At 65.4% G+C, this 25,872-nt stretch carries 25 protein-coding genes; 13 read left to right on the top strand and 12 right to left on the bottom strand.

Annotated elements, in window-relative coordinates; genetic code table 11:
• Window positions 1-75: 75 nt before the first annotated feature.
• The 3 genes from GGR04_RS20740 to GGR04_RS20730 all read left to right on the top strand — a co-directional run bounded on the left by GGR04_RS20740 (window position 76) and on the right by GGR04_RS20730 (window position 2,709).
• Complete coding sequence (locus GGR04_RS20740) at window positions 76-1,023, top strand: DMT family transporter (RefSeq protein ID WP_183202094.1); 948 nt, start codon at window positions 76-78, stop codon at window positions 1,021-1,023.
• Between the two features lie 143 nt (window positions 1,024-1,166).
• Window positions 1,167-1,637 (top strand): MerR family transcriptional regulator, encoded by a 471-nt coding sequence (locus tag GGR04_RS20735; RefSeq protein WP_183202092.1) that lies wholly within the window; start codon window positions 1,167-1,169, stop codon window positions 1,635-1,637.
• Window positions 1,546-2,709, top strand: a complete 1,164-nt coding sequence (locus GGR04_RS20730; protein ID WP_183202091.1) for an MFS transporter — start codon at window positions 1,546-1,548, stop codon at window positions 2,707-2,709. The genes GGR04_RS20735 and GGR04_RS20730 overlap by 92 nt, the downstream gene beginning before the upstream one ends.
• A gap of 102 nt (window positions 2,710-2,811) precedes the next feature.
• Here GGR04_RS20730 and GGR04_RS20725 read toward each other — a convergent pair whose 3' ends face one another.
• On the bottom strand, window positions 2,812-3,285 hold the full coding sequence (locus tag GGR04_RS20725) for a MarR family winged helix-turn-helix transcriptional regulator (RefSeq protein WP_183202090.1): 474 nt from the start codon (window positions 3,283-3,285) through the stop codon (window positions 2,812-2,814).
• 66 nt (window positions 3,286-3,351) lie between these two features.
• On the opposite strand from GGR04_RS20725, the gene GGR04_RS20720 reads away from it, so the two are divergent.
• Window positions 3,352-4,089, top strand: coding sequence for an NAD-dependent epimerase/dehydratase family protein (locus GGR04_RS20720; protein ID WP_183202089.1), 738 nt, complete (start codon window positions 3,352-3,354; stop codon window positions 4,087-4,089).
• Window positions 4,086-4,592, top strand: coding sequence for a cupin domain-containing protein (locus GGR04_RS20715; RefSeq protein WP_183202088.1), 507 nt, complete (start codon window positions 4,086-4,088; stop codon window positions 4,590-4,592). The genes GGR04_RS20720 and GGR04_RS20715 overlap by 4 nt, the downstream gene beginning before the upstream one ends.
• A gap of 53 nt (window positions 4,593-4,645) precedes the next feature.
• Here the strand turns inward: GGR04_RS20715 and GGR04_RS20710 are convergent, their stop codons facing one another.
• Window positions 4,646-5,407, bottom strand: a complete 762-nt coding sequence (locus GGR04_RS20710; RefSeq protein WP_183202087.1) for a TSUP family transporter — start codon at window positions 5,405-5,407, stop codon at window positions 4,646-4,648.
• A gap of 289 nt (window positions 5,408-5,696) precedes the next feature.
• Entirely contained in the window at window positions 5,697-6,584 is an 888-nt protein-coding gene (locus tag GGR04_RS20705) for an EamA family transporter (RefSeq protein ID WP_376769881.1), read from the bottom strand.
• 72 nt (window positions 6,585-6,656) lie between these two features.
• On the opposite strand from GGR04_RS20705, the gene GGR04_RS20700 reads away from it, so the two are divergent.
• On the top strand, window positions 6,657-7,142 hold the full coding sequence (locus tag GGR04_RS20700) for a MarR family winged helix-turn-helix transcriptional regulator (RefSeq protein WP_183202085.1): 486 nt from the start codon (window positions 6,657-6,659) through the stop codon (window positions 7,140-7,142).
• A 57-nt stretch (window positions 7,143-7,199) separates the two neighbouring features.
• On the opposite strand, the gene GGR04_RS20695 is transcribed toward GGR04_RS20700, so the two are convergent.
• From GGR04_RS20695 to GGR04_RS20680, 4 genes are all read right to left on the bottom strand, one after another.
• Window positions 7,200-7,511 (bottom strand): AAA family ATPase, encoded by a 312-nt coding sequence (locus GGR04_RS20695; protein ID WP_183202083.1) that lies wholly within the window; start codon window positions 7,509-7,511, stop codon window positions 7,200-7,202.
• Between the two features lie 2 nt (window positions 7,512-7,513).
• A complete protein-coding gene (locus GGR04_RS20690; RefSeq protein ID WP_183202082.1) occupies window positions 7,514-8,224 on the bottom strand; it encodes an IS6 family transposase in 711 nt (236 codons plus the stop codon).
• A 148-nt stretch (window positions 8,225-8,372) separates the two neighbouring features.
• Window positions 8,373-9,434: an ROK family transcriptional regulator gene (locus GGR04_RS20685; protein ID WP_183202080.1), complete on the bottom strand. Its 1,062-nt coding sequence runs from the start codon at window positions 9,432-9,434 to the stop codon at window positions 8,373-8,375.
• Window positions 9,435-9,503: 69 nt separating this feature from the next.
• Window positions 9,504-10,148 carry an SGNH/GDSL hydrolase family protein gene (locus tag GGR04_RS20680; protein WP_183202077.1) on the bottom strand — a complete coding sequence of 215 codons (645 nt, stop codon included), beginning with the start codon at window positions 10,146-10,148 and terminating at the stop codon, window positions 9,504-9,506.
• A 106-nt stretch (window positions 10,149-10,254) separates the two neighbouring features.
• Here GGR04_RS20680 and GGR04_RS20675 point away from each other — a divergent pair, with 106 nt between their 5' ends.
• From GGR04_RS20675 to glpK, 7 genes are all read left to right on the top strand, one after another.
• Complete coding sequence (locus tag GGR04_RS20675) at window positions 10,255-11,544, top strand: substrate-binding domain-containing protein (RefSeq protein WP_246393479.1); 1,290 nt, start codon at window positions 10,255-10,257, stop codon at window positions 11,542-11,544.
• A gap of 41 nt (window positions 11,545-11,585) precedes the next feature.
• Window positions 11,586-13,142: a sugar ABC transporter ATP-binding protein gene (locus GGR04_RS20670; protein WP_246393477.1), complete on the top strand. Its 1,557-nt coding sequence runs from the start codon at window positions 11,586-11,588 to the stop codon at window positions 13,140-13,142.
• 13 nt (window positions 13,143-13,155) lie between these two features.
• Window positions 13,156-14,097 (top strand): ABC transporter permease, encoded by a 942-nt coding sequence (locus GGR04_RS20665; protein ID WP_246393476.1) that lies wholly within the window; start codon window positions 13,156-13,158, stop codon window positions 14,095-14,097.
• A 1-nt stretch (window position 14,098) separates the two neighbouring features.
• Window positions 14,099-15,046, top strand: a complete 948-nt coding sequence (locus tag GGR04_RS20660) for an ABC transporter permease (RefSeq protein WP_183202075.1) — start codon at window positions 14,099-14,101, stop codon at window positions 15,044-15,046.
• A 15-nt stretch (window positions 15,047-15,061) separates the two neighbouring features.
• Entirely contained in the window at window positions 15,062-15,724 is a 663-nt protein-coding gene (locus tag GGR04_RS20655) for an SGNH/GDSL hydrolase family protein (protein WP_183202072.1), read from the top strand.
• Window positions 15,725-15,877: 153 nt separating this feature from the next.
• Complete coding sequence (gene glpD / locus GGR04_RS20650) at window positions 15,878-17,392, top strand: glycerol-3-phosphate dehydrogenase (protein WP_183202070.1); 1,515 nt, start codon at window positions 15,878-15,880, stop codon at window positions 17,390-17,392.
• Between the two features lie 25 nt (window positions 17,393-17,417).
• Entirely contained in the window at window positions 17,418-18,908 is a 1,491-nt protein-coding gene (gene glpK, locus GGR04_RS20645; RefSeq protein ID WP_183202069.1) for a glycerol kinase GlpK, read from the top strand.
• 273 nt (window positions 18,909-19,181) lie between these two features.
• On the opposite strand, the gene GGR04_RS20640 is transcribed toward glpK, so the two are convergent.
• From GGR04_RS20640 to GGR04_RS20620, 5 genes are all read right to left on the bottom strand, one after another.
• Window positions 19,182-19,628, bottom strand: coding sequence for a Ros/MucR family transcriptional regulator (locus GGR04_RS20640; protein WP_183202067.1), 447 nt, complete (start codon window positions 19,626-19,628; stop codon window positions 19,182-19,184).
• Window positions 19,629-20,519: 891 nt separating this feature from the next.
• A complete protein-coding gene (locus tag GGR04_RS20635; RefSeq protein WP_183202065.1) occupies window positions 20,520-20,786 on the bottom strand; it encodes a hypothetical protein in 267 nt (88 codons plus the stop codon).
• A gap of 77 nt (window positions 20,787-20,863) precedes the next feature.
• Window positions 20,864-22,168 (bottom strand): HlyD family type I secretion periplasmic adaptor subunit, encoded by a 1,305-nt coding sequence (locus tag GGR04_RS20630; RefSeq protein ID WP_183202063.1) that lies wholly within the window; start codon window positions 22,166-22,168, stop codon window positions 20,864-20,866.
• Between the two features lies 1 nt (window position 22,169).
• Window positions 22,170-23,915 carry a type I secretion system permease/ATPase gene (locus GGR04_RS20625; protein WP_183202061.1) on the bottom strand — a complete coding sequence of 582 codons (1,746 nt, stop codon included), beginning with the start codon at window positions 23,913-23,915 and terminating at the stop codon, window positions 22,170-22,172.
• Between the two features lie 49 nt (window positions 23,916-23,964).
• Window positions 23,965-25,872 (bottom strand): calcium-binding protein (locus tag GGR04_RS20620; RefSeq protein ID WP_281383143.1); only part of this gene is annotated, 1,908 nt, incomplete at its 5' end.

Genomic DNA, 25,872 nt, shown 5'->3' with positions numbered 1-25,872 from the left:
AGATCGATGAAATGGAGCTTGGGAACGAGGCATCGGCAACAGCTCTTTCGTTAAAACTGTCAGGTCCGCCCTCGCATGAACAAGCAATTCACCATTGGCGTCTTCGCCGCACTCTTTGCGGCCTTCGCCTTCTCGCTCAACTTCATCGTCCCCTTCATCATTGGTGACTATTCCACCTTCGATTTTGCTCTCATCCGCCATGTCGTCTCCGGTCTGGTCGGTCTCGGCATTCTGTTTTCAGCAAGAGACGTTAGGCAATATCTTACGGTGCCGAACTGGCGAGCGGCACTCGGCTTGGCCTTCATCGGATATGTCGGCTATTTTCTGACGGTAACGGGAGCCGCAATCTTTTGCGGGCCGGTCATCGCCCCGGCTTTTCTCGGCCTGGTCCCGATCGTCGGCAACCGGCGTCAGGATTCGCTCCCATGGCGATTCCTGATGCTGCCGCTTATGCTGGTGGTGGTCGGCCTAGCCCTGGTGAATGGTACGGCCTTCACGGCCGAAAATCTGGCTTCCGTCCGCTCGCTTTGGATCGGCATTCCACTGGCGCTTGGTGCCGTGGCGCTATGGGTCTGGTTTGCGGTCGCCAATCAGGCGGCGCTCGCCATCCGGCCTGACATGCCCTCGGGCGTGTGGTCCGGGCTTATCCTGGTCGGAGGAGGTGTCCAGATGCTCGCTTTCTTCCCGATCGGGGCAGCGTTGGGGCTCTTTCAGCTTCCCAAGCTCGGGTTCGGATGGGATGCAGCCGGCTCCCTCTATCTTTGGGGTGTCTCGCTCGCGCTGATGGCGACCGTCTGCGGCGTATGGGCATGGAATGTCGCCTCCCGAAACCTGCCGGTGGCGCTGGGCGCGCAGCTGATCGTCTCGGAAACCGCCTTCGGCGTCATCGGCGGGCTTATCGTCCATGCTCGATGGCCGACCGAAATGGAAGCCGCCGGGGTTGCCGTCCTGATCGCTGGCGTCGTTCTGGCGATCCGTGTCTTCCATAACCGGCAAACCATCTCGAATGAGGTCTTGTCGTAAGTTTCCGGATTTTGCTGCATTGCAGAAGTTGGGGAACATATCAAGAAAACTTGGGACTTTCGCGACCGCCAATCCTCCTTGAAGGCTGTCCTTGACATTGACACTAATGTCAAGGTGTTAGGCCGGTGTGGAAAGGGATCGAGATGCAGATCAAGGAAGCGGCCAACAAGCTCGGAATTTCGGAGCGTATGTTGCGGCACTACGAGAAGGCGCGCCTCATGGACGCTCGCCGCTCGGAGAACGGCTATCGCAGCTATAGCGAAGCCGACCTGCGCCGGGCGGGCCGTATTCGCGATCTCATCGCGACTGGATTTTCCACACGCGAGGTCCGCGCCATGGCAGCCTGCCTCTCCGATGAGGGGGCAGGCCCGTGCGAGGGCGGCATTCCTCAACTGCTGGAGAAACTGGAGCATATCGACCGGCTGCGTGCCGATCTCGATGCACGGCGAGAGGCGGTCCTCGGCCGCCTCGCCATGTTCAGGGAGTCCCTTTCGCTCCATCACGAAAGGAACGACCCAAACCATGCTACGCCTGATATTTCTCTTTCTGATCGCCTTCCTCGTCGGAGCGGACGAATTTCTGCTGGGACCGATTCTCACACCGATCGGCGCTGACCTTTCGGTTCCTCCCGAGCGCATTGCCCTCTTCATCACCGCCTACAGCTTGCCGTTGGCCTTCATGGCTCCGATCCTTGGCGGGATCTCCGATCGATACGGCCGTCTCGCCGTGCTCGTGCCTGCAACCCTTGTGTTCGGCCTGGCATCGTTTGCCACGTCCCTCGTTCCCAGCTTCGAGATCGGAATTGCAACACGCATCCTGACCGGTGCTGCCAGTGGCGGGATGCTTGGCATCGCCATGGCGATGGCCGGCGACCTTGGCGAGAGGGGAGCGGCCAAAGCCATCGCCTTCGTCACATCCGGCCTGACGTTCGGCATCATCCTCAGCCCCGGAATCGGCTCGATCTCGGCAGAGTTCTGGTCGTGGCGCTTTGCGTTCGGCGCGATCGGGGGGCTCGCTTTGATCGTGATGCTGATCGGCCTTCCGTCGCTGCGGGCGGCTCGCAGGCCGAACAGTCAGCCGAACATGGATATCGCCGAAGCGGCAGGACCGCTCTTCGTGCCTGGCGCGTTGGGAAGCCTGATCGCCATGGCAGCCGGTCTCGGCGGTGCCATCGGCTGCTTCGCCCTCGTCGGTGAGCGGCTTCGCTCCCTCTATGACTGGGATACGGCGACGGTCGGCATGATCTATGCCGCCTTCGGCATTCTCACACTGGCCGGCAACTTTGCCATGCCGGTTGCGCTGGCGCGGATCGGAAGCGGCCGCGCCCTGATGCGGATCGCGCTGGTGTTCGTGCTGGCGGCGATCGTTGTCACCTATGTCTTCGACGCACTCGGGCCGGTTCCCATTCTGCTGGCTCTGGCAATCTGGGCAGTTCTCGGCGGCTTAGGTGCCCCTGGTCTGCAAACCCATATCGCACAGCTTTCACCTTCCCGCAGGGGCGCGCTGATGGCGCTGGCCGGGAGCACCATGAACCTCGGCGTCGCCGGAGCTTCCGCGCTTGTTGCGGGCGTTTACCCTGCCAGTCCGGCATGGGTTGCCGCCGTCGGCGCAGGGTTGATCGCAATTGCGATCGTTGCCCTTCGTCCGCCGCACCATGACGAAACTGAAGCGGCTTCGTCCGGATAGGGGTCTTGTAGCGAAAATCCTGATCTTCGCGAAAACGTCGAGGGCTCAAATGGGTGGTTTGGAAGCTGTTTGGTTCAGAACTGACGAGGGACAAAGCGGATGCTAAGTCGTGTTCATTTTTGCGATGGCGACAAGCGACCGGCGCAGTGCATCCATATCGTTCTCATTGAAACTCTCGGCGAGTTCCGTCTCCACCGCTTGGACGCGAGCGCGGCAGGCTTGGAGGAGACTGTGCCCCGATGGCGTCAGGTCGATCTGAAGAATACGCCCATGTACCTCGTGAGCGCGCCGCTCGATATGGCCGGCGCGTTCTAGGTTGGCGATGATGACGCTGGTGGTCTGTGGCGTCAGTAGAGCCACACGGGCGATGTCGGCGTTCGACTGGCCAGGATAAGCCTTCAACATCGTCATCACGGCGAACTGAGGGGGCGTAACGCCAAGGTCGGCGAATGCGCGATCCAGTCGGAGCCTGTAAGCTGCCGCTGCCTGGCGCAGCAGATAGCCGAGATATCCGTCGTCACCTCGTTTTCCGACTCCGGCTGCAGGAGGCGTTTCAGGTCCTTCGCTTGCGCTCATTGTCAGTGCTCTTATATGTTGTCAGTGCTATGAGACTCTTCATAGCCGATCAGGAAAGAGAGCGATATGCAAAGGACGGTCTTTCTGGCAGGTGCGTCCGGCGTTCTGGGACATCGGCTCGTACCGATGCTTCGATCGAAGGGGTGGCGTGTCGTCGGGCTTACGCGCAAGGCCGGAAGGCGCGAGGCACTGGCTGCCCTTGGTGCTGAGCCTGTGGTCGCCGATGTCTTCGATGCTGAGGAGCTTTGCAGGGTCACTGTCGCTGCGAAGCCGACCGTCGTCATCCACCAACTGACCGACCTTCCCCCGGGTCTTGATCCGACGCTCATGGAGAATGCGACGGCTCGCAACGCCCGCATCCGCCATGAGGGCACACGCAACCTCATCGCCGCGGCGATTGAGGCTGGCGCCCGGCGGATCGTCGCGCAGAGCGTGGCTTTCGCCTACGCCGATGGTTCGTTGCCACATCGCGAAGACGACGCTCTCGCTCTTGACGCACCAGGACGTGCCGGCGTTTCCGCTCGTGGCGTGGCGAGCCTGGAGCGTCAGATTCTAGGCGGGCCGCTCGAAGGCTTAGTGCTCCGCTACGGCCGGCTCTACGGACCGGGAACAGGGTTCGATACCGCAGCCGGGGCTGCTCCCGTTCATGTCGATGCCGCGGCCTATGCGGCTGTCCTCGCCGCAGAGATGGGCGAGAACGGCCTTTACAATATTGCGGAGGACGACGGCGCTGTTTCGAGCGAGAGGGCGAAACGGCAATGGGGTTGGTCGGCCGCATGGCGCTCCGCGGAGACGAGGACATGAACTCTCCGTTTTGCCTTGGCGCACGCGCCTCGCAGAGCCTTCCGTTGGTCGCGGGGGCATTGATCGGCGTTGCTCTCCTGGCAGGCGCGGCAATGGTTCGCATGCCGCTGCGCGCTTGGTTGGCTGAACCCGTGCGAATGATGGAACACGCCGAGATGGGGCCGCTTGCGCGTCCTGCGACCGTCGTGACGCCGGTTGCCTGCACCCCTCTGCCCGATGTCGCGGGGAAGTCGATTACCACGGCACTCGTCTACTTCCCACCGAGTGCTTTCACACCTGAGCATCGGCATCCCGGTTCGGTGACGGCCTATGTTCTCAGCGGAGCCATCCGCTCGCAACTCGCGGGAGCAAAAGTTGAGACCTACTCGGCTGGACAAACATGGTTCGAGCCGCCCGGTATCGTCCACGACTTTGCGGAGAACGCCAGTTCCACGCAGAGCGCCAACCTTCTCGCCACCTTCGTCGCCGATGGGGATTGTGGGCCTCTCACAATCTTCAATTGAGGTCCTGAATCCACTTCGGTGCCGGGCGTCGAGGCGATAAAGGGGCAATACCGTCAGTGCAACGACCGTAGCCCCTGGAGAAGGAGCAGGCCGCCTCCGAAGACGACGACACCATCGAGAATGACGGCATGGGTTCGATGGGTCAGTGTCCGCGTCATGCGCTTGGCAAGGAAGGGTCCGGGCAGCGCGGCAAACCCGATCAGGCCTGCCATGAGCCAGGCGGAGAGAGGCAAAGCTCCGGCGGATTGGAACACCAGCACCTTGGCAATGCCGAGCAGGAGGGAGATGCCGGCATCCGTCGCGATCACGGCCGAGCCCTGCAACCCCGCCGCCAGAAGCAGCGAGAGGAGGACGACGCCTGCGCCGGACGTTCCGCCCGTCAGAAGGCCGTATCCCGCACCGACTGCGGCCAATCCGTTTCGGCCGAGATGACCATGACGGCGCTTCAGCCATCGCCGTAGCGGAACGAGAAGGACGAGCACCGTTCCGAGGAGAACCGACACGCCTGCGCCCGATAGGCGCGTGTAGCCGTAGGCTCCGACGAGGCAGGTCGGCAGGGCGACGGCCGTGACGAGCGCGGCCTTTCCGGCATCCAGATCCGCCCGGAAGGCCGCGACCCGGCTGCCGTTCGTCAAAAGAGCCGACAAGCTGACGATCGGAACGACATATTGAGGTCCGACGATCGGCAGGAGAATGGGAGGCAGGAGCAGCCCCGTGCCGTATCCGGTCACGCCGCCGATGAAGGAGGCGAAGAAGGACACGACCGCGACGAGGACGTAGAGGGAAAGGTCGATATCGCCGGCAGCGGAGAGCATGGTCGAATTATCGACATCGCAACTCTCACGCCAGCGTTATCTTCGGTCGCCTCAAGCTGGCGGCCACCTCTGTGATCACCCATCAAGTGCATGAGCGACGGTAACGGTCGCTTGCTATCAGCGCGCTTTGTCGCAAAAATCAGGCGCAAAAATCTGACTTTTGCGCCTGATTTTTGCGACAGAATTTCCCTTGAGAAATCAGCACCGCCAATTTTGTCGCGAATGTTAGGATTTTCGCGGCGTATTCATGCTCAGGCTTTAAGCAACGTTGATCGGACGATGATGGGTTTCACGCTCTGGCAGCTTGATGTGCTGAAGAGACCAGCTCGTGCCGCCCGGCGCGCTGGGCCAGCCACACGCTGAGAATGACAATTGTCGCGCCGAGGATCTGGGTCAGACTCAGGGCCTGCCCGAGAACGGCCCAGCCGAGCAGGACGGCCGTCAGCGGGCTGAGGAAGCCGAAGGCAGCGACGGCCGCAGGGCCAAGCCGGGCGATCCCTCGAAACCAGTAGAAGTAGGTCAGTGCCGCCCCGATAAGGCCTAGCCACACGAGGCCGGCGAGGTTGAGCGTGGAGGGCATGGGAAAGCCAGGTTCGAAGAACAGGGCAATCGGCAGAAGGAGCAGTCCGCCCGCCGTCAACTGCCAGGCGGCGAAGGTCAGCGCCGAGACTGGCGGCTGCCATTTGCGCGTCAGAACCGTGCCCGCACCCATCGAAATAGCGCCCGTCAAGGCAGCCGCGACGCCGATGGGATCAAGGTCGGTTTGCTGTCCAAGGATCAGGAGAGCGACACCGACAATGCCGGCCAGCGCGGCAACGAGGGCTGACGTCTGCAAGCGTGTTCCGAGCATGGATCGTGCGAGAAAGAGCACGATCAGAGGCTGGGATGCGCCGAGGGTGGCTGCAAGCCCGCCAGGCAGCCGGTAAGCGGCAACGAAGAGCGCGGCCCAGAACAGCGTGAAGTTGAGGCCGCCGAGGATGACGATGCGCACGAGCCATTCGGCGGGCGGCAGACGCCGTACCACGAGAAGCAGGATCAATCCGGCCGGAAGGGCCCGCAACATGGCGACCGTGAGCGGGTAACCCGGCTGGAGCATTTCGGTGGTGACGATGTAGGTGCTGCCCCAGATCATCGGCACGGCGGCTGTCAGAACACGATCTTTCCACATGCTACGCATCCCTATCTATCTTGACGTCAAGGTATCTGATTAAAGCTTGATGTCAAGATATCTGGACGCTAGACTCTCATCATGGATCAGGTGGACCGCATTCTCGACCAATGGCGCCGCGAGCGCCCGGACCTCGATGTCGCCCCCATGGGCACGATCGGTCGGCTGAAGCGGCTCTCCGCCCATCTCGGCCTCGGCATGGATAAGGTCATCACGACCCACGGACTCAATGCGGCGAGTTTCGACATGCTCGCGACGTTGCGCCGATCCGGTCCACCCTACGCGCTGAGCCCTTCAGCCTTGATGGAATGGACAATGGTGACCTCCGGCACGATGACCAACCGGATTGATCGGCTGGAGATGGCCGGGCTCGTTGGTCGCGCGCGTGATCCTGACGACGGGCGCGGTTCGGTCGTTGGCCTGACTGCCGAAGGGTTCGCCTTGATTGATAGGATCGTCGGTGAGCACGTTGCCAACCAACAGCATTTGACAGAAGTGCTGAGTGAGACGGAACGAAGCCAGCTCGATCGACTGCTTGGAAAATGGCTGACTGCGTTTGAGGAATAGTCTGCACCCTTTGATACGTCGTGCATTTTAGGATTTCGGCGACGACTCCAGTCTGCTTCACACCGCTCGCAGGCTGTCGGCCATGAAGTCAGCGCGCTGCTCGATGCTCGCCAACGGAAGCTCAACAATCTGATAGCCAAGCCGGGTGTAAGTTTCAGCCATAACCCTGCCGGTCGCCTCGGCCTCTTGCCGGTCCTGCTTGCGCTCAGCGTCCTGCGCGAAAATGGCGTCCCAATACGGGGCGAGGAAAACTCGCTTGTTGTAGGGATGAATTTTCGCCGCCGCCTCGATATGAGCCGGAACAGGTAGACCACAGAGGGCTCCGTTGCGAATAGCGGACCGGGCCGTAATGATCCCGTTCTGTTCCATTTTCAGGCGACGAACACCTGGAACAGCCGTCCGATGAAGCGCGCTTCCGATCCACCGGCCAGACTGTCGACCATCGAGCGGAACTGGCCCTTCCGAAACATCCGCATCGTCTCAAAGCCGCGAATGGCGTTGTGCGCTGTCTTTTGCGACTGGAAGCCACGCACGGGGCGGATCCGCTGCTTCAGCTTGCCATGGTCGGACTCGAGGCGGTTGTTCAGATATTTCACCTGCCGGTGATGGCAGGTCGCGGCGAGCCGCCCCTCTCGCCGCAACGAGGCGATCGCCTCGTTGTAGGCCGGGTTCTTGTCGGTCGAGATCACTGAGGGCCGGTTGTGCGGCGACCGGTTCAAAGCCTTGACGAGGAAGCGTTTGGCGGCTTTCGTCGTGCGCTTCTGCGATAGCTGGAAGTCGAGCGTCTCACCTTGGTCACCGATGGCCCGGTAGAGATACATCCATTCGCCGCGCACCTTCACGTAGGTTTCGTCGACATACCAGCTGCCGCCGTTACGGTTCCGGCACCACTGGACACGCCGGTCGAGCTCGGGCGCATAGTGCTGAACCCATCGGTAGATCGTGGTGTGATCGACCGAGAGGCCGCGCTCGGCCATCATCTCCTCGAGGTCGCGGTAGCTCAGGGCGTAGCGGCAGTACCAGCGCATGCAGAGGAGGAGGATGTCGGGGGTGAAGTGCCGGCCCTTGAACGCCAAACTCATGCCTTGCCCTCGCTGACTGCCGGCTTCACCGTGGTAGGCTCACACTGCCTTCGCCACTTTGCAACAGAGCCGTTTTGACACAGCCTCGACCCAACTGAGCCGTTGCTGAGAATTTTTCGTTGTTCTTGAAAGCAGCCGTTCGTCTGCCTCACTGGACCATGAAGCGGGAGTGATAGGGGAGGCTGGCGGCGCCCCAGGCTTTCGGTGCCGCCGCGTTCTTTCCCGCCAAAACCGCGATTCCCGGAAGAGCCTCGGCGAGTTCCAGGATCAAGGGTGACGTAGTCAGCGGCGGAGCGTAGGTCGACAGGACCAGCGAGGGGACACTGACAAAGTTCAAGAGCACCGAGACCTGGTCGACGATGCGGCTTCGGCACCTGTCTCGCCAAGTCTTCTCGATGCCATCGCGGTCGGCTGGAGACGATCCATTCGACCGAGACAGCGCGTCGCTGAGTTCGAGGAGGCCTCCCTCCACGTCGGCGGCGACGCCGCTGTGGATCTGATGGTTGAGGACAAGCCGCCTGTGGAGGCGGGACCCAAGATAGAAGAAAGCGAAGTCGGGGATGTGCCGGGTGACGCCGAAGAGGCTTTCGCCCCCGGCCGCGGCCGTGACGTCGTTTTGCATGAACACGGGCAACCCCAGAGCGCTCTCGAGGTCAGCCTGCGCATCCGCCAGGTCGTCACCAAGAGCCTTGCGGATTCCCGGCCCAACGAGCGCCTCGTCCGGCACCGCGAGTCCGACGCCTGCGATGCGGCCGCGCACGGCGGGATCGACGGAGCGGATCGCTTCCTCGATGGCAGCGCGCATCGGCGTCTCGTCCTCGCCCCGCAGATCCTCGTAGCGATGAGCCTTGTGGAACCGGACGCTCCCGACGAAATCGATGACCACCACATCCGCACCGCTCGTCCCGAAGCTGACGCCCACTGAGAAAGCGCCTTCGGGGTTGAGGATCATCGGGATCGTCGGCGGGCCCATCCGCCCGCGCTGCGCCTCGCCCTTCGCGACGAGGCTCTCCTGCTCGAGTGATCGCACGATCACCGAGACCGTCTGCGCCGACAGCCCCGTCTTCTGGCCGATCTCGAGCCGCGTCGTCCCTTCGCTCTGGAGAAGCAGGGACAGGACGAGCCGCTCGTTGTAGCTCCGCACGCTCGGCGCGTTCAGGCCGCTGGCGCGATCGGCGATGCGCAGCGGGTTGGGGGGAGCGAACCTCATGTCAGGCACGGTCGGACCTCATCGATTGCAGGAAGTAGGGCACACGGCCGATGGGCATCGTGAGTGGTGTCATTCGATCCAGCCGATCGCCTTGACCTCATCGGCAAGTGCAAGGCCAAGGGCCTCATGTGCCTCGGCGCCGATGTGGAAGCCATCTCCGGGATCGCATTCGCAGACCGACCCGGCGTCGAAGAAGTGGACGCCGAGCGAGTCCGCCATGATCTCGAACTGAAGCGCGAGGTGATGCGACTTCGCCTGCGCGCCGTCGAAGATCGGCTGCCACTCCCCGATGTCGTCGAGCATGGGCGGCGGCGCTACGATCATGATCTCAGGCACAGTGCCGCCGGGGCCCGGAGCCAGTTCCCTGATGTCGTAGACGAGGCAACCGATGCCCATGGCGACCTCGGAGGGGGGCTTGTTAAAGCGGATCTTCAGGTCGTTGGTCCCGAGCATGAGGATGACGAGGTTGAGCGTGGCGTGGCTCTGCAAGCAGGGCTTCAGGTATGTCCGTCCGTTCTTGTGGGCGCCCTCGATGGGGTCGTCGTGCACGGTTGTCCGTCCGCTCAGACCCTCCTCGATCACGTACCATTCCTGGCCGAGCTGACGTTGGAGCACGCCGGGCCACCTTGCCTCGCGTGCGTAGCGCTCGAGGGGTCCGGCACCGGGGACCTGGGCATGCGTGTTGGAGTCGCCGAAGCAGAGTACCGACTTCATCGCTGGCCTCGTTGGTAGGGGAGCCGACCGGGCCCGGGTGCGTCAGTCTTTGGATCGCTCCACAACACGTCGCAAGCCCGAGACATTCATTCATTCTGAATAAGTGTTGACAAGCTTTTTCTTCACGGGCAGTTTCACGCCAAGTCGGACGCAACCGACCTGGGAGTTCGAAGGCGCTGGAGGGCGTCTTCCACATCAACAGCATCAAACGTCGAGCCTGCCGGAGCAGGGCCGCGAAGACGCGCCCGATTGCACCTGCACCGTCTCGAACCGGGTTTTTGGCATCGGCACCCATCGCGGCGCCGTCGGGAGGACAGCTATGCGCAGAACACTGATGAACCTTGGCCTCGGCCTCCTGCTTGCGACCACCGCGGTCGTCAGCTCCGCGAGTGCGCAGGAGGTCAACCTGATGAACGGCGTGACGCCGCGTCCGGGCGACGACCAGATGGTTGCGGCGGATGCGTTCAAGAAGGACGGCCCCTGGAAAATCGGCATGAGCCACTTCGGGGTGAACGCCAACACCTGGACAGTCCAGATGTCGCACGAGGCGGAGTCCGCGGCCAAGAAGGACTCCCGGGTCGGACAGTTCATCCTCCTCGACGCGAACCTCAGCCAGTCCAAGCAGATTGCCGACATCGAGGACCTCATCGCGCAGAAGGTCGACGCGATCATCGTGACCCCGGTCACCCCGACCTCGGCAGACGCCGGCATCGCCAAGGCGGTCGCCGCCGGCATTCCCGTCATCGTCCACACGGGCCTGACCGAGACCGACAAGTACACCGTCGACATCCAGGGCGGCGGCCAGCACTTCGGCAAGGTGATGGGCGACTTCCTCGTCAAGAAGCTCGGCGGCAAGGGCAACATCTGGGTGCTGCGCGGCTATCCCGCCCATCCTGAGGACATCAACCGATACGCCGGCCTCCTCGAAGCCCTCAAGGGCACCGACATCAAGATTGTCGCCGAGGACGCGGGCAAGTGGCAGTACGACACTGGCAAGCAGGTCTGCGAGGCCTTTTACCTCAACGACCCCCAGGTGGATGGCATCTGGTCGTCCGGTGCCGACATGAGCCGCGCCTGCATGGACGTGTTCACCCAGTACGGCACGCCGATCCCGCCAATCACCGGCGAGGGCAACAACGGCTTCTTCGGCCAGTGGATCGAGTCCGGTATCGACTCCATCGCTCCAGAGTACGGCCCTGAACAGGGCGCGGCTGGTGTCCGTGCCGCTGTTGCGCTCCTCGAAGGCAAGCCGCTTCACAAGCGCTACGTCTACGAGCCGGAAGGCTGGGGCATCGACAAGGCCAAGGCCGCCTATCGCAAGGATCTGTCGGCGAACGCTTGGTTCCCCTCGAGCCTCACCGAGGAAGAGCTGAAGTCCTACTACGGCAACCCCTGATCCGTTCCTCCCTGGGTCTGGGACATGGGGACGGGGCATTGATGCTCCGTCCCCTTCACCACCTGCCCTACAGTCGCGAGCGCACGATGACCGCAGCTCCTCTCGTCTCGATGACGTCGATCTCGAAGACCTACGGCAGCATCAATGCGCTGCGGGACGTGTCGTTCGAGCTTCGTCCCGGCACCGTCCACGCCCTGATGGGCGAGAACGGTGCCGGCAAGTCGACCCTCATGAAGATCCTCGCCGGCGTGGTGCACCCGACGTCCGGCGAGATCCGGAGGAACGGCACTCCGATCAGCTTCGCCTCGCCACGCGAGGCGCTCGACGCTGGGATCTCCACCGTGTTCCAGGAGCTTTCGCTCCTGCCGAACCTTACGATCGCAGAGAACCTCTTTCTCGGTCGTGAACCTCGGGGAAGGCTCGGCGGCGTCGACAAGAAGCTGATGGAGCGCAAGGCCACCGAGACGCTCCGGCAGCTTGACCTCGATCTCGACCCGCGTCGCCTCGTCGGCAGCCTGACGATCGCCGAGCGCCAGTTCGTCGAGATCGGGCGTGGCATCACCGCCGACGCCGACGTGGTGATCCTCGACGAGCCGACGGCCGCCCTGAACGCCGCCGACGTCAAGATCCTCAACCGCCACATCCTTGCCCTGAAGGCACGGGGCAAAGGCATCGTCTACATCTCGCACCGCATGGAGGAGATCTTCCGCGTCTGCGATACGGTCTCCGTCCTCAAGGACGGCCGCAACGTCGAGACCGTGCCGATCGCGTCGGTATCGCCCAAGCAGTTGATCGCGATGATGGTCGGGCGCGAGCTGTCCGAACTCTTCCCGCCTCGGGCCACGCGCCGGGATCCGACCGTCGTCCTCACGCTGGATGGCATCCGCCTGACAGAGACATCCCAGCCGGTCAACCTGAAGCTCCACCGTGGCGAGATCGTCGCGCTCGCCGGTCTCGAAGGGCAGGGCCAGCGCGAGCTCATCCGTTCGACCATCGGGCAGCACCATCCGTTCGCCGGTGCCGTCGAGGTGAAGGGACAACGGATCGACCTGCCTGTCTCGAAGAACTCGGGCGTGCGCCACTTGCAGTCGCTCGGGGTCGGTTTCGTGCCGGAGGACCGCAAGGACGAGGGTCTCTTCCTCGACCTGTCCGTCGCCCACAACGTGGCGATCGGCCTGCACGGACAGAGGTCGGGGCTGAACGTCGCGAAGGGCTACCGGGACAAGGTCGCGGAGACCATCCGGTCGATGGCGATCAAGGTCGCCTCGCCCGCGGCTGCCGTCGGCTCGCTGTCCGGCGGCAACCAGCAGAAGGCGATGTTCGGGCGCTACCTCGCGCTCGGGTCCGACATCCTCCTCGTGGAAGAGCCGACACGCGGCGTCGACGTCGGCGCGAAGGCAGAGATGTATCGGCTCCTGCGCGACTTCACCGACCGGGGTGGCGCGGCCCTGGTCCTCTCCCGCGAGACCCTCGAGCTCATCGGCCTCTGCGACCGTCTCTACGTCGTCCACGACAAGACGATCGTCGGCGAGATGCCGGCGGCCGGGGCCAGCGAGCACGCGATCCTCGAAGCGGCCCTACACCGCACCGATCGATAAGGGAACGACGACCTTGGCCCATCTCGCCGACCGGCTCTCCGGACGCTACTCCCGCCACGGCCTTTGGATCCTTCCGCTCGGCGTCGGCCTGGCGGGGATCGTCGGGCTCGCCCTCATGGCCGACGACTTCCTGTCGCCCCAGAACCTCTTCAACCTGGCCGCCCAGGCCGCGCCGCTCCTCCTCGTCTCGATCGGTCAGATGCTCGTGGTGCTCGTCAGGGGCCTCGACCTGTCCGTCGGCTCGATGATCAGCCTGACGACGGCCATCGTGTCCTTGGACGCCTCGCCCTGGGCGACCATCCCCGGGGCCTTCGCCGCGGCCGTCCTCGTCGGCCTCGTGAACGGGGTGACGGTCGTTCGCCTGAACGTCCACCCGATCATCGCGACCCTGTCGGTGACGGGCATCATCCAGGGCATCACCCTGTTCGTCCGACCCGTCGCCGGCGGCACGATCCCGGAGATCGTGACGACGCTGGTCAGGGAAGAGGTCTTCGGCGTGCCCATGCCCGTCTTCTGGGTGGTGCTGGCGATCGGGCTTGGATGGAAGCTCCTCCACGGCTCGCGCTTCGGCCTGCATCTCTTCGCCATCGGCGGCGGCGACACCGCGCACTCGTTCGGCATTCCGGACCGCCGCAACACGATCCTCGCTTTCGTCGCCTGCTCGGTCTTCGCCGCGCTGGCCGGCCTCTTCCTCGCGGGACGCATCGCGTCGGGCGATCCGAACATCGGCACGCAATACGCCGTCGACTCGATCACCGCCGTCGCGCTCGGCGGCACCCAACTCGCCGGCGGCGTCGGCAGCCTCCAGGGCACCGTGATCGGCACCGTTCTCCTGGCGCTCCTCGCCAACGGCATGAATCTCCTCAACCTCTCGGCCTTCGTCCAGACCGCAGTGAAGGGACTGATCCTCCTTGCCGTCATCTCCATCCAGCCTCGCAAGTCCATCGGTCTCTGAGATGACGACGCGAGCACGCCCTTCCTTCCGCGTCCTGACCCGGATCCCGCCCTCCTACGTCGTCTTCGCCGTTCTCCTCGCGACCCTCTGGGTGCTGAAGCCGGCGATGATGAACCCGAACATCCTGGCGACCTTCGCCCGGCAGGTCGCGCCGCTCGGCATCGTCGTCCTCGGGCAGCTCCTCGTCATCTCGACGCGCTCGATCGACCTGTCCGCCGGCGGCGTGATCCTCCTCGTGAACTACCTGATCTCGTCCGGCTCGTTCGGGGCGTGGAACCCCCTCCTCCTCGTCGCCCTCTGCCTCGGCGTCGGGCTTGTCGTCGGCACGGTCAACGGCCTTCTGATCGGCAAGCGCCGCGCCTCCGCCGTGATCGTCACACTCGCGGTCAGCATCGTCCTCATCGGCCTCGTCGAATACCTCGCCAACGGCAAGCCGCCGGGCAACGTGCCCATGGTGCTCCGCAACGTCTACAACGCCCGCGTCCTCGGCGTTCCGGCCCCGCTGGTCTTCTGGTTCGCCCTCGCCGTTGGCATGAGCGTGCTCCTGGCCAAGACCGTGTTCGGCCGCTTCGTCGCCTCCATCGGAAGCAATCCGGTCTCGGCGCACTTTGCGGGGGTGCCCGTCGAGCGCACGGTCGTGATCGCGCACGTCATGGCGGGGTTCCTCGCGGCCGTGGCCGGCCTCGTCCAGACCGCGTCGATCGCGGTAGGCAGCGTGCGCTTCGGTCCCGAGCTCGTCATGAACTCGATCGCCGCGACCATCCTCGGCGGCGTGATCTTCGGACGCGGCGCCGGCGTGTGGGGGCCGTTCTTCGGCGTCCTGTCCTTCGCCCTCCTCTTCGTCGTCCTGACGACGCTCGGCGTCCAGGAACCCGGCAAGCTTGCCGTGCAGGGCCTCATCATCCTTCTCGCCGCCGTCTTCTACGGCGTGCGCAGCAGCACCCACTGACAGGGAGATCCATCCATGGACAAGAAGCGCATCCTTTGTTTCGGTGACTCTCTGACCTGGGGTTGGGTCGCGACGCCCGAGGGCGCCCCGACCACCCGCTTTCCCTGGGCAGAACGCTACACGGGCGTCATGGCCGCTGAGCTCGGCGATGGCTACGAGATCATCGAGGAGGGCCTCAGCGCCCGCACCACGTCGATCGACGATCCCGTCGACCCGCGCCTCAACGGCTCTGCCTACCTGCCAGCGGCCCTCGCCAGCCACCTGCCGCTCGATCTCGTGACCATCATGCTCGGCACGAACGACACCAAGAGCTTCTACCACCGCACGCCCTACGAGATCGCGGTCGGCATGCAGAAGCTTGTTGTGCAGGTGCTGACCTCCGGAGGCGGGGTCGGGACCGTCTATCCCGCGCCGAAAGTCCTCGTTGTCTCGCCCCCGCCGTTCGCCGCCATGCCCGATCCCTGGTTCCAAGGCATGTTTGAGGGCGGGCACGAGAAGTCGGCAGCGTTGGCAAGCCAGTACCGCGCCCTCGCCAACTTCATGAAGGTCGACTTCTTCGAGGCGGGCAGCGTCGTCACGACGGCGGGCGTGGACGGCATCCACTTCACGGCCGACAACAACGCGTCCCTTGGGCGCGCCTTGGCCGCAAAGGTCTCGGAGATCCTGCCCCGGGGCTGATCCGAAGCCACGGGGTCCGGCTCCCAGCGCAACCGGCGCCCTTCTTTCCGTTCCTTCCCATGTGGGACCTGTCGCCGAGCCCAGGGCTCGACCCGCTTGTCGGTGTCGGGCGCCGGACGGAGCGCCGCCCCGCGCCTTCGCAAACAGGCAGACATGACCTCCTTCGACATACTGGTGGTGGGCGGCGGCATCAACGGATGCGGCATTGCCCGCGACGCCGCTGGCCGCGGCTTCAAGGTGCTCCTCGCCGAGAAGGCCGATCTCGCCTCGGGCACGTCCTCGTGGTCGACGAAGCTGATCCACGGCGGGCTCCGGTACCTCGAGCACCGCGAGTTCCGCCTCGTGCGCGAATCCTTGGCCGAGCGCGAGGTCCTCCTTAGGATGGCCCCGCACGTCATTTGGCCCCTGCGGTTCGTGCTGCCGCATCATCGGGGCCTTCGCCCGGCGTGGCTGCTGCGCCTCGGCCTGTTCCTCTACGACCATCTCGGAGGCCGGAAGATCCTTCCGCCCACCCGCACCCTCGACCTCCGGTCGGATGAGGCGGGACGACCCCTGAAGGAAGGCTTCTCGAAGGCCTTCGAGTACTCTGACTGCTGGGTCATGGACTCCCGCCTGGTCGCCCTGAACGCACGCGACGCCGCCGATCGCGGCGCCGAGGTCCGCACCCGGACGGCCGTCGCATCGCTGTGCCGCGACGGCGGCGACTGGGTCGCGACCCTCAAGGGCGAAGACAGCACCGAGGAGGTGCGCGCACGCATGGTCGTGAACGCCTCGGGGCCATGGGTCGACGAGGTCATCCGTGGCCCGCTCGGGCGGAACGACGCCCGGAACGTGCGTCTCGTCCAAGGCTCGCACATCGTCGTCCACAAGCTCTTCGAGCACGACCGCTGCTACATTTTCCAGAACGCCGACGGGCGGATCATCTTCGCGATCCCCTACGAGGATGACTTCACCCTCATCGGCACGACGGACCGCGACTACGAGGGTGATCCCGGCGCCGTCAAAGTCACGGACCACGAGATCGAATACCTTCTCTCCGCCGCCGGCGAGTACTTCGAGCGACCGATCCGTAGGGACGACATCGTCTGGACCTACTCGGGCGTGAGACCGCTCTTCGACGACGGGGCATCAAGCGCCCAGGAGGCCACGCGCGACTACGTCCTCAAGATGGAAGGCGGCAGCGGCGAGGCGAAGGTGGTCAACATCTTCGGCGGCAAGATCACGACCTACCGCAGGCTTGCCGAGAGCGTTCTGGAGAAAGTCGAGGAAGCCCTTGGCAAGCGAGGCCCCCGATGGACTGCGGCGTCGTCCCTTCCCGGCGGCGACTTCCCTCCCGAGGGGTTCGACGAACTGGTGCGGGCGATCCGCTCCGAGTACCCGTTCATGCCGGCCCCGGCGGCCAGACGGCTGGTTCGCCTCTACGGCTCGAGGGCCAGGGCCATCCTCGGTTCGGCCTTGATCGAGCAGGACCTCGGCCGGGACTTCGGTCATGGCCTCACCGAGGCGGAGGTCCGCTACCTCGCCGATCACGAGTGGGCGCGGAGTGCAGACGACGTCCTGTGGCGGCGCACGAAGATGGGCCTGAGGATCACCGCGAACGCCGCCGCCGATTTGGACGACTTCCTCGTCGCCCATCTCGCGACGGCTCCCGTCCGGCCCCGACCCTAGTCCCGAGTTCGAAAGGAGGCGCCGCGTGTCGTCTTACATCCTCGCCATCGATCAGGGCACCACGTCGTCCCGGGCGGTCGTCTTCGACGCTTCGTGCGGCGTCATCGGACTCGGCCAGCAGGAGTTCGCGCAGAGTTTTCCGAAGTCCGGATGGGTCGAGCACGACCCCGAGGACCTCTGGCGCACGGTGGTCGAGGCCTGTCGCTACGCGATTGCAACGTCCGGTCTTTCGGCGTCGGACATAGCGGCCATCGGGATCACCAATCAGCGGGAGACCACGATCGTCTGGGACCGGCAGAGCGGTGTCCCGATCCATGCCGCGATCGTCTGGCAGGACCGCCGGACCGCCGAACGGTGCCGGGCGCTGAACGACGACGGGCTGGAGCCGATGGTCTCGGAGAAGACCGGCCTGTTGCTCGACCCCTATTTCTCGGCGACGAAGATCGCGTGGATCCTGGACAACGTCGAGGGTGCGCGAGCCCGCGCCAAGGAAGGAAGGCTCGCATTCGGAACGGTCGACACTTTCCTGCTGTGGCGGCTGACGGGTGGTCGCGTGCACGCGACCGACGCCACCAACGCTTCCCGCACCCTGCTCTACGACATCCGGAAGGGTTCGTGGGACGACGACCTTCTCCGGCTCTTCGACGTTCCTCGGTCGCTCCTGCCCGAGGTCAGGGACAGTGCCGCCGACTTCGGCGAGACGGATCCCGACCTGTTCGGCGCCCCGATCGCGATCCGCGGGGTGGCAGGCGACCAGCAGGCTGCAACGGTCGGGCAGGCCTGCTTCGAGCCGGGCATGATCAAGTCCACCTACGGGACCGGCTGCTTCGCGATGGTGAACACGGGCGATCGGTTCGTCGCCTCGCAGAACCGTCTCCTGACGACGATCGCCTACCAGATCGACGGCCGTCCGACATACGCGCTCGAAGGATCGATCTTCATCGCGGGCGCCGTCGTGCAGTGGCTTCGGGACGGTCTCGGCATCATCGACCGTTCGGAGCAGTCCGGAACGCTCGCCGCTGCCGCCGATCAGGACCAGGGCGTCTTTTTCGTCCCGGCCTTCACCGGGCTCGGAGCTCCTTGGTGGGATCCTGACGCCCGCGGGGCGATCTTCGGGATCACGCGCGGCACGACGGCACGCGAGATTGCGCGGGCCGCCCTGGAGTCGGTCTGCTACCAGACTGTCGACCTCATCGACGCCATAGCCAAGGACTGGCCATCCGGGGCGCCGCGGAGCCTCAGGGTGGACGGTGGAATGGTCGCGAGCGACTGGACCATGCAGAGGCTGGCGGACCTCCTCGACGTGACGGTCGAGCGTCCCGTCGTCATGGAGACGACGGCCCTGGGCGCGGCGTGGCTGGCAGGCTACCGCGCGGGCGTCTGGCCCGGCCAACGGGAGTTCAGCGAGCGATGGCGGCTCGACACGAGGTTCGAGCCCTCCATGGAGATGACGGAGCGGCTCGATCGGGTCAATCGCTGGCGAGAAGCCGTTGGAAGGACGTTGACCGCTCGGTGAAGGGAATGATGCAACACTTTTGCCAGAGTTCGAGAGAGTGCGAACTAGGGTTCAGGAGGGTCCGCTTCTCGCAAGTCCAAGCCCGAAGCCGACAAACCGGAATCCACCCGGTCGAGCCGATCGGTGTGTGGTTTGTTTTGAGTATGCCGTTCGAAACCACCCTTCCACTGGTGCAGTCAGGGGTTTCGGACGAACCAAGCCAGACCGAACCGTTGTGAACCATCCGGACGAAACCGGGCGGCGCTCGCCGTCCCGGAGCTGGGTGACGTCTACCTAGCCTTCGTCCGTCGAGCCGTCCTCGATCGTCATTGCCTTGCGGCCAAGGCCGATGGATCGTGCGAGTTCCGAGCGCCTGGCGGCATAGCTGGCGGCCACCATCGGATAGTCGGCCGGGAGACCCCATTTCCGGCGATAGGCGTCCGGCGTCAGGTCGTAATGCGTCATCAGGTGGCGCTTCAGCGACTTGAACGACTTTCCGTCTTCCAGGCAGATCAAGTAGTCGGGGGTCACCGATTTGCGGATCGGCACGGCGGGAACGAGCGGCTCGTCGGGTGCGGGCGCCGCCTCGGGCTGCTTCCCGAGCGTGCCCAGCGTGGCATGGATGACAGCGATCAGACCTGCGATCTCCTCGCGGGGCAGATGATTGTTGCTGACATAGGCAGCCGTGATCTCCGCCGTCTGCTCCAGGATCTCTACCGTCTCGGCCGTCTGCGATCTCATTCAATGGCTCTCCGCTTCAAACTGAGCCCGGGGTTCGCACAGGAATGCGGGGAAGCCAACCGGCAATTGCGTCAGGCCCTGCAACCGCGGTTGCGAGGGCATGGGCGCGGTGGCACAGTGCTGGCAGCGTTGGCCCGAGATTGCTCCGGTGCTGCAGCCTGCGTACCATTCCCTTCCTGACGGACCTCCATGAAGCGCCCTCCGAACACTTTTGTCGTCGAGCACAAGCGCCGCTCGCGGCCATCCACCGCGACCCCGCCCTCGATCTGGACGGGCACCGCAGGCCGACAGATGCGAGAGCTCGCCCTGGCCCGTGAACGGGCGGAGGCGCCGGCGAACCACACCGCCGGGCCGTCACGTGCCAGCGAGATCGAAACCGTTTCCGAAAGCGGCTTACGGGGACGGATCCTCGAGGCACGCGTCGAGCCGAGAGCGGCTTCCCCGGATGTCGAACTTGCGGACGCGATCAGCCGGTCCGGCGTGTCTGGCCGTTCGAAGCCTGGCGCATCGGGCCCTGCCGGACCGGGATCGAGGAAGGCTTCGAACGCCGGGACTGCAGAGCGGGGCGACGACGGGAGCAAGGCTGGGACGCACCGGTCCGGTGCTGCCACGTCCGTGGCTGAACCGCCGACGACGCGTTCAACCCCGACGGCTCCGGGTTGGCAGGAACGTCGGCTCGCGCTTCGCAGGAAGCTTCCTCTCGAGGACCGCTGGAAGTGGGACTTGCCGTTCTGAGCCGCCGTCGCGTGGGGACGTGCATCGCCGAGCGGTTGCCACCTTCTGCAGCCGGGCTTTGCCGATCGTGACGCCATCGCGAAGGCGACGAGACCGCAGCTGGCTTCCTGCTTCGCGGGTCGGCCCTGAGCGATCGTTAGCCTGTCCGGGGCCCGATCAGTGCAAGGAGGGCGCGACGTCGCCGGCGAGAAGCAGCTCGATCCCCTCCTCGTCGAGACAGCGCTGGAACTCGGCAGAGGCCTCGTCGTCCGTCTCGAAGCGATCGTCCCAGACGGTGGACGTGTTCGTGGCGTCGACGACCTCGAGCGTCCAGCCCTCGTTCGCTCCCGCCATCCGGTAGATGGCGAGCTCCACCGTCACCCCATCGCGCGTCACGGTCCCCGACAGGGGCGACACCTCGATCTCGGGATCGCCTGACGCCATCGCCGAGCCCTCCGGTTCTCGCGCCGGTCCGCTCGACGCAACCGCAGCCTATCACCTCGTTCTCTCGTGCCGAAGGGTCACCCCTCGCGGAACGCCCGTTCGAACTGGTCGCGAAGCGGTTTGATGACGTAGGACAGGGCCGTGCGATCTCCGGTCTTGACGAAGGCCTCGACCGGCATGCCGGGGACGAGCTTCACGGCACCGAGCCTGGCCGCCTCGTCGGCGCCGATCGCGGCGCGCACCGTGTAGTAGGACAGGCCGGTCTGCGGCTCGTGGGTGAGATCGGCGCCGATGCGCTCGATGGTGCCCGTCACCTCCGGCGTCGTTCCCTGGTCGAAGGCCGAGAAGCGCAGGCGAACGCCCTGGCCGATCGTGAGCTGATCGATGTCCTGCGGCGCGATCCGGATCTCGGCCTCCAGCTTGTCGGCCGCCGGCACGATCAGCATGACCGCCTCGCCGGGCGCGATCACCGCGTCCGCAGTGTGGACGGCAAGTTCGTGCACGATCCCGGCCTGCGGCGCCCGGATGTCGATGCGCTTCAACTGGTCGAGCGCGGCGACGCGCCGTTCCTCGAACTCGCCGATCGATCCCTCGACCTCCCGGAGCTCGTTGGCGACCTCCTGCTGCAGGGTCTCGTCGACCTGGATCACCTGCAGCCGCGTCTCGGCGATGCGGCCCCTTGCCTGTGCGATGGAGGCGATGAGCGCCCCGCGCTCGCTGGTGAGGCGCGCCGCCTCGCGCTCGAGGCTGTTGACCCGGGTCACCTGCATCAGGCCCTGCGCCAGAAGCTGCTGGACGCCGGCGAGCTCCTGCTGGATCAGGGTGGTCTCGCGGTCCTTGCCGACGACCTGCGCCTCCAGCCCCTCGATCTCCTGCGAGAGCTGCGCGGCGCGCTCGCCGAGCTGGGCGATCTGTCCCGCCCGGAAGCTCCGGCGGGCCTCGAAGAGGCGCCGCTCGCCCGAGACGATCCTCACGATCGCCGGATCCGCCGCCCCTGCCGTGAAGCTCTGTCCGAAGGCGATCTGCGATCCGGCGTCGCGCTCGGTGACGAGCCGCGCCTCGCGCGCCTGCAGCTCGTTCAGCCGCTTGTCGACGATCGCAAGGTTCGCCTGTGTCTGCGTCGCGTCGAGACGCACGAGGACGTCGCCGGCCTCGACATGGCTGCCGTTGAGGACGCGGACCTCGGCGACGATGCCGCCCGTCGGATGCTGGACCTTCTTCACGTAGCTGTTCACGACGAGCGTGCCGCTGGCGATGACGGCGCCGGACAGCGAGGTCGTGGCGGCCCAGCCGCCGGCACCGACGCTGAGGACACCGACCATGGTGAGGCCGGCGAGAAGGTTGCGGCGGATGGCGCGATGGGCGGGGGACGGGTTCGCCATGTCAGGAGGCCTTTCCTTCGAGGGACGGCATGACGCGAAGCCCGCCGGCGACGGCCGGGCGCTGGAGAACCTTGCCGAGCACCTCCTCCTTCGGGCCGAAGGCCTGGACCCGGCCGTTGGCCATGGCGAGGACGTGATCGACGCCCGAGAGCGCACTTGGTCGATGGGCGACCACCACGGCGATGCCGCCCCGGGCCCGGATCGAGAGAATGGCTTCCGTCAGCGCCGCCTCGCCCTCGGCATCGAGGTTGGAGTTCGGCTCGTCGAGCACGACGAGGAAGGGATCGCGGTAGAGGGCGCGCGCGAGCGCGATGCGCTGGCGCTGTCCCGCCGAGAGAACGGTGCCGCTCTCGCCGACCTGCGTCTCGTAGCCGTCGGAAAGACGCAGGATCATCTCGTGGACGCCGGCGGCCTGGGCCGCCGCGATGATGGCGGAGGCGTCCGGGCTCTCCTCGAAGCGCCCGATGTTCTCCGAGATCGTACCGGCGAAGAGTTCGATGTCCTGCGGCAGGTAGCCGATATGGGGACCGAGGGCTTCGGGCGACCAGCGGTCGAGCGGCGCGCCGTCGAGGCGCACCTTGCCGCGCAGGGTCGGCCAGACGCCGACCAGGGCGCGGGCGAGCGAGGATTTGCCGGAGGCGCTCGGGCCGATGACGCCGAGCGCCTGGCCGGCGGTGAGCTCGAAGGTGGCGTCGGTGACGGACAGACGCTGCTCGCCGGGCGGCGCCACACTGACCGCCTCGACCGTGAGCTTCGCCTTCGGGGCGGGAAGGGTGAGCGTCTCGCTGCGCTCGGGCATGGCGGCCATCAGCCTGTTCAGGCGGGACCAGCTCTGGCGGGCCCCGACGAAGCCCTTCCAGCTGCCGATCGCGAGTTCCACGGGGGCAAGGGCGCGAGACATCATGATCGAGCTGGCGATCATGATGCCGCCGGAGGCCTCGCCGTGGATGACCAGCCAGGCGCCGAGCGCGAGGATGGCGGACTGGAGGATCATGCGGCAGATCTTCGAGGCGCTGCCGAGGCTGCCCGCGACGTTGCCGACGCGGCGCTGGCTGCCGAGGAGACGGGCGTTGGCCGTCTCCCAGCGGTTGGCGACGCGTCCCGCGAAGCCCATCGCCTGAAGGACCTCGGCATTGCGGCGACTGGCCTCGGAGAGGATGTTGCGCTCCACCGCGGCCTTCGAGGCCTCCTTGGCCGGACCGACGGTCAGACGCTCGGTGAGAAACGTCAGGGCGCAGAGGACGAGGGCGCCGACGGTCGCCAGCATGCCGATCCAGAAATGGAAGAGAAAGCAGATGCCGAGATAGAGGGGCATCCAGGGCATGTCGAAGAAGGCGGTGGGCCCGACGCTCGAGAGATAGCCGCGGATCTGGTCGAGGTCGCGCTGGGCCTGCGACCCGTCGCCGGAGGCGCGCATCTTCAGCGGAAGCTGGCTCGAGATGTCGAAGACGCGGCGACCGACGCGTTCGTCGACCACCGCGGCGCTCCAGCTGAGGACCCGCATGCGCAGCGCATCCAGGACGCCCTGGAAGACGAAGAGAAAGCCGACGATGATCGACAGGCCGATGAGCGTCGAGACGCTGCGGCTGGGAATGACGCGGTCGTAGACCTGCAGCATGTAGAACGACCCGGTGAGGGCGAGGACGTTCAGCATGCCGCTCATCGCCCCGACGCCGATGAAGGCGCCGCGGCAGGAGCGAAGGGCAGCGGAGAGCTCGGACGACGAGCCGTTGGAAGCGGGTGTCATGGGGGATTCAGATCCAAAGGTTCATCGTGCCGGCTCTCCGCCGTCGTGATCAGACGAAGCGGAAGTCGTCTGCGTGGAGGCTGGCGAGGGCGACGTTCTTCAGGGTCAGCGTGTTGGCCGCGTCGACCGTGATCAGCGTGTCGGATCCGACCTGCGTCGCCGCCGCCGCGACCGCCGCATAGGTCGCGAGGATCGAGCTGTCGAACTGGATGACGTCGACGGACCCGGCGCCGGCCACGAAGTCGGTGACGACGTCCTTTCCGAAGTCGGGGTCGAACGCGAACGTGTCGTTGCCCGCACCGCCGGTCTGCACGTCGTTGCCGTCATAGGCATTCAGTGCATCGTCTCCGTCGCCGCCGAGCAGGCTGTCGTCGCCGAAGCCACCCTGCAGGAAGTCGTCGCCGGCTTCGCCCTCGAGCGTGTCGTTCCCGCCGAAGCCGTAGAGCTGGTCGTTCCCCGCGCCGCCCCTGATCGCCTCGCCGATATGGTCCTGACCCGAGATCAGATCGTCGTAGGACGAACCGATCGCACCTTCGACGTCGATATACGTGTCGCCCTGCGCATGACCGCCCGCTCCGGTGTCCCAGAGCCGCACCGTGATGCCAGCAGAGGAGCCGGCATAGGAGACGACGTCGGTTCCCGCGCCGCCATCCAGCCGATCGGCTCCCGCGCCTCCGAGGAGCGTGTCGTTCCCCGAGCCGCCCGAGAGACTGTCGTTGCCGGCATTGCCGGTGAGGACGTTGGCGAGGCCGTCACCGGCGAGGGTATCGGCAGCCGATCCGCCCGTGAGGTTCTCGATGTTGCGGATCGTGTCTTCGGCGGCGCCTCCGACGGTGACGTTGGCGTTGGTCGCCCCGTTCAGCGTCGCCACGACCGCCGTGGTCTTGTCGGAGTAGTCGGCCGTGTCGGTGCCCGCACCACCATCGATCGTGTCTACCCCGCCCAGACCCTTCAGGGCGTCGTTGCCGGCCAGGCCGTTGATGACGTCGGCCCCGCTGGTGCCCGTCAGCGTGTCGTCACCGTCCGTTCCTGCAAGAGCAGGTTGCCGACCAACCGCCGCCTGTATCTCGGTGCGGTTCCAGCTGGAACCGTCTGCGAACTCGAACCGGTCGATACCCCAGTTGGCGGTAGCGCTGTAGAACTGGTCATCCAGTGTGATCACCTCACCGGTGGCGATAACGGTCACGTAGAGATGGACGCCGGTCCGGGCGAGACTGATGTCGGACGCGTTGAGGTTCTTGAAGCGCAGGGTGTCGACTTCGGTCGTCGATCCCGACGCGTCATCGATGTAGTCGCTTCCGTCGCCGCGGCTGTAGACATAGGTGTCAGACCCGGTTCCGCCTTGAAGGGTATCGTTGCCGGTTCCTGTCTCGAACACGTCGTTACCCAGGGTTCCGCTGAGAGTGTCGCTGCCCGCCGTGCCGCGCAGCGTTTGATCGACAGGTACATTTGCGATCTTCATTCGCAGGTCGGCCTGGGACCAGACGGTTCCGTCGGCGAAGACGACCTGTTCGACGCCGCGTCCGTTGCTGGTTCCCACGCCGTCTTTGAGCGTCACCGACCCGCCGTTTCCGGCGCCTGGTGCGCTTTCGGCGATCACCAGTGTGACGGCCTCGCCGCTGCGGGTGAGACTGATGGCGTCGGGATTGATGCCTTCGAGCACGAGCTTGTCGACGGTGCTGTCGTAGGACATGGCCTCGATGATCGTATCGTGACCATCGCCGCGAGCGTAGAGGTAGGTGTCGGTGCCGTCGCCACCGCTGATCATGTCATTGCCACCACCGCCCCGGATCGTGTCGGCGTTGAGGAAGCCGCTGATCGTGTCGTTGCCGCTCGTCGAGGCCGCCGTGAGGACCTTGCCTCGCAGGTCGGCCTGGGACCAGACGGTTCCGTCGGCGAAGACGACCTGTTCGACGCCGCGTCCGTTGCTGGTTCCCACGCCGTCTTTGAGCGTCAC

It is taken from the genome of Aureimonas pseudogalii, assembly GCF_014196835.1.
Taxonomy (GTDB): Bacteria; Pseudomonadota; Alphaproteobacteria; order Rhizobiales; family Rhizobiaceae; genus Aureimonas; species Aureimonas pseudogalii.
This window is presented reverse-complemented; position numbering and strand designations above follow the sequence as displayed.

Bases quoted from the DNA above. Each gene is read 5' to 3' on its own strand.
- GGR04_RS20740 (WP_183202094.1), top strand. From the start codon at position 76: ATGAACAAGCAATTCACCATTGGCGTCTTCGCCGCACTCTTTGCGGCC.
- GGR04_RS20735 (WP_183202092.1), top strand. From the start codon at position 1,167: ATGCAGATCAAGGAAGCGGCCAACAAGCTCGGAATTTCGGAGCGTATG.
- GGR04_RS20730 (WP_183202091.1), top strand. From the start codon at position 1,546: ATGCTACGCCTGATATTTCTCTTTCTGATCGCCTTCCTCGTCGGAGCG.
- GGR04_RS20725 (WP_183202090.1), bottom strand. From the start codon at position 3,285: ATGAGCGCAAGCGAAGGACCTGAAACGCCTCCTGCAGCCGGAGTCGGA.
- GGR04_RS20720 (WP_183202089.1), top strand. From the start codon at position 3,352: ATGCAAAGGACGGTCTTTCTGGCAGGTGCGTCCGGCGTTCTGGGACAT.
- GGR04_RS20715 (WP_183202088.1), top strand. From the start codon at position 4,086: ATGAACTCTCCGTTTTGCCTTGGCGCACGCGCCTCGCAGAGCCTTCCG.
- GGR04_RS20710 (WP_183202087.1), bottom strand. From the start codon at position 5,407: ATGCTCTCCGCTGCCGGCGATATCGACCTTTCCCTCTACGTCCTCGTC.
- GGR04_RS20705 (WP_376769881.1), bottom strand. From the start codon at position 6,584: ATGCGTAGCATGTGGAAAGATCGTGTTCTGACAGCCGCCGTGCCGATG.
- GGR04_RS20700 (WP_183202085.1), top strand. From the start codon at position 6,657: ATGGATCAGGTGGACCGCATTCTCGACCAATGGCGCCGCGAGCGCCCG.
- GGR04_RS20695 (WP_183202083.1), bottom strand. From the start codon at position 7,511: ATGGAACAGAACGGGATCATTACGGCCCGGTCCGCTATTCGCAACGGA.
- GGR04_RS20690 (WP_183202082.1), bottom strand. From the start codon at position 8,224: ATGAGTTTGGCGTTCAAGGGCCGGCACTTCACCCCCGACATCCTCCTC.
- GGR04_RS20685 (WP_183202080.1), bottom strand. From the start codon at position 9,434: ATGAGGTTCGCTCCCCCCAACCCGCTGCGCATCGCCGATCGCGCCAGC.
- GGR04_RS20680 (WP_183202077.1), bottom strand. From the start codon at position 10,148: ATGAAGTCGGTACTCTGCTTCGGCGACTCCAACACGCATGCCCAGGTC.
- GGR04_RS20670 (WP_246393477.1), top strand. From the start codon at position 11,586: ATGCTCCGTCCCCTTCACCACCTGCCCTACAGTCGCGAGCGCACGATG.
- GGR04_RS20660 (WP_183202075.1), top strand. From the start codon at position 14,099: ATGACGACGCGAGCACGCCCTTCCTTCCGCGTCCTGACCCGGATCCCG.
- GGR04_RS20655 (WP_183202072.1), top strand. From the start codon at position 15,062: ATGGACAAGAAGCGCATCCTTTGTTTCGGTGACTCTCTGACCTGGGGT.
- glpD (WP_183202070.1), top strand. From the start codon at position 15,878: ATGACCTCCTTCGACATACTGGTGGTGGGCGGCGGCATCAACGGATGC.
- GGR04_RS20640 (WP_183202067.1), bottom strand. From the start codon at position 19,628: ATGAGATCGCAGACGGCCGAGACGGTAGAGATCCTGGAGCAGACGGCG.
- GGR04_RS20635 (WP_183202065.1), bottom strand. From the start codon at position 20,786: ATGGCGTCAGGCGATCCCGAGATCGAGGTGTCGCCCCTGTCGGGGACC.
- GGR04_RS20630 (WP_183202063.1), bottom strand. From the start codon at position 22,168: ATGGCGAACCCGTCCCCCGCCCATCGCGCCATCCGCCGCAACCTTCTC.
- GGR04_RS20625 (WP_183202061.1), bottom strand. From the start codon at position 23,915: ATGACACCCGCTTCCAACGGCTCGTCGTCCGAGCTCTCCGCTGCCCTT.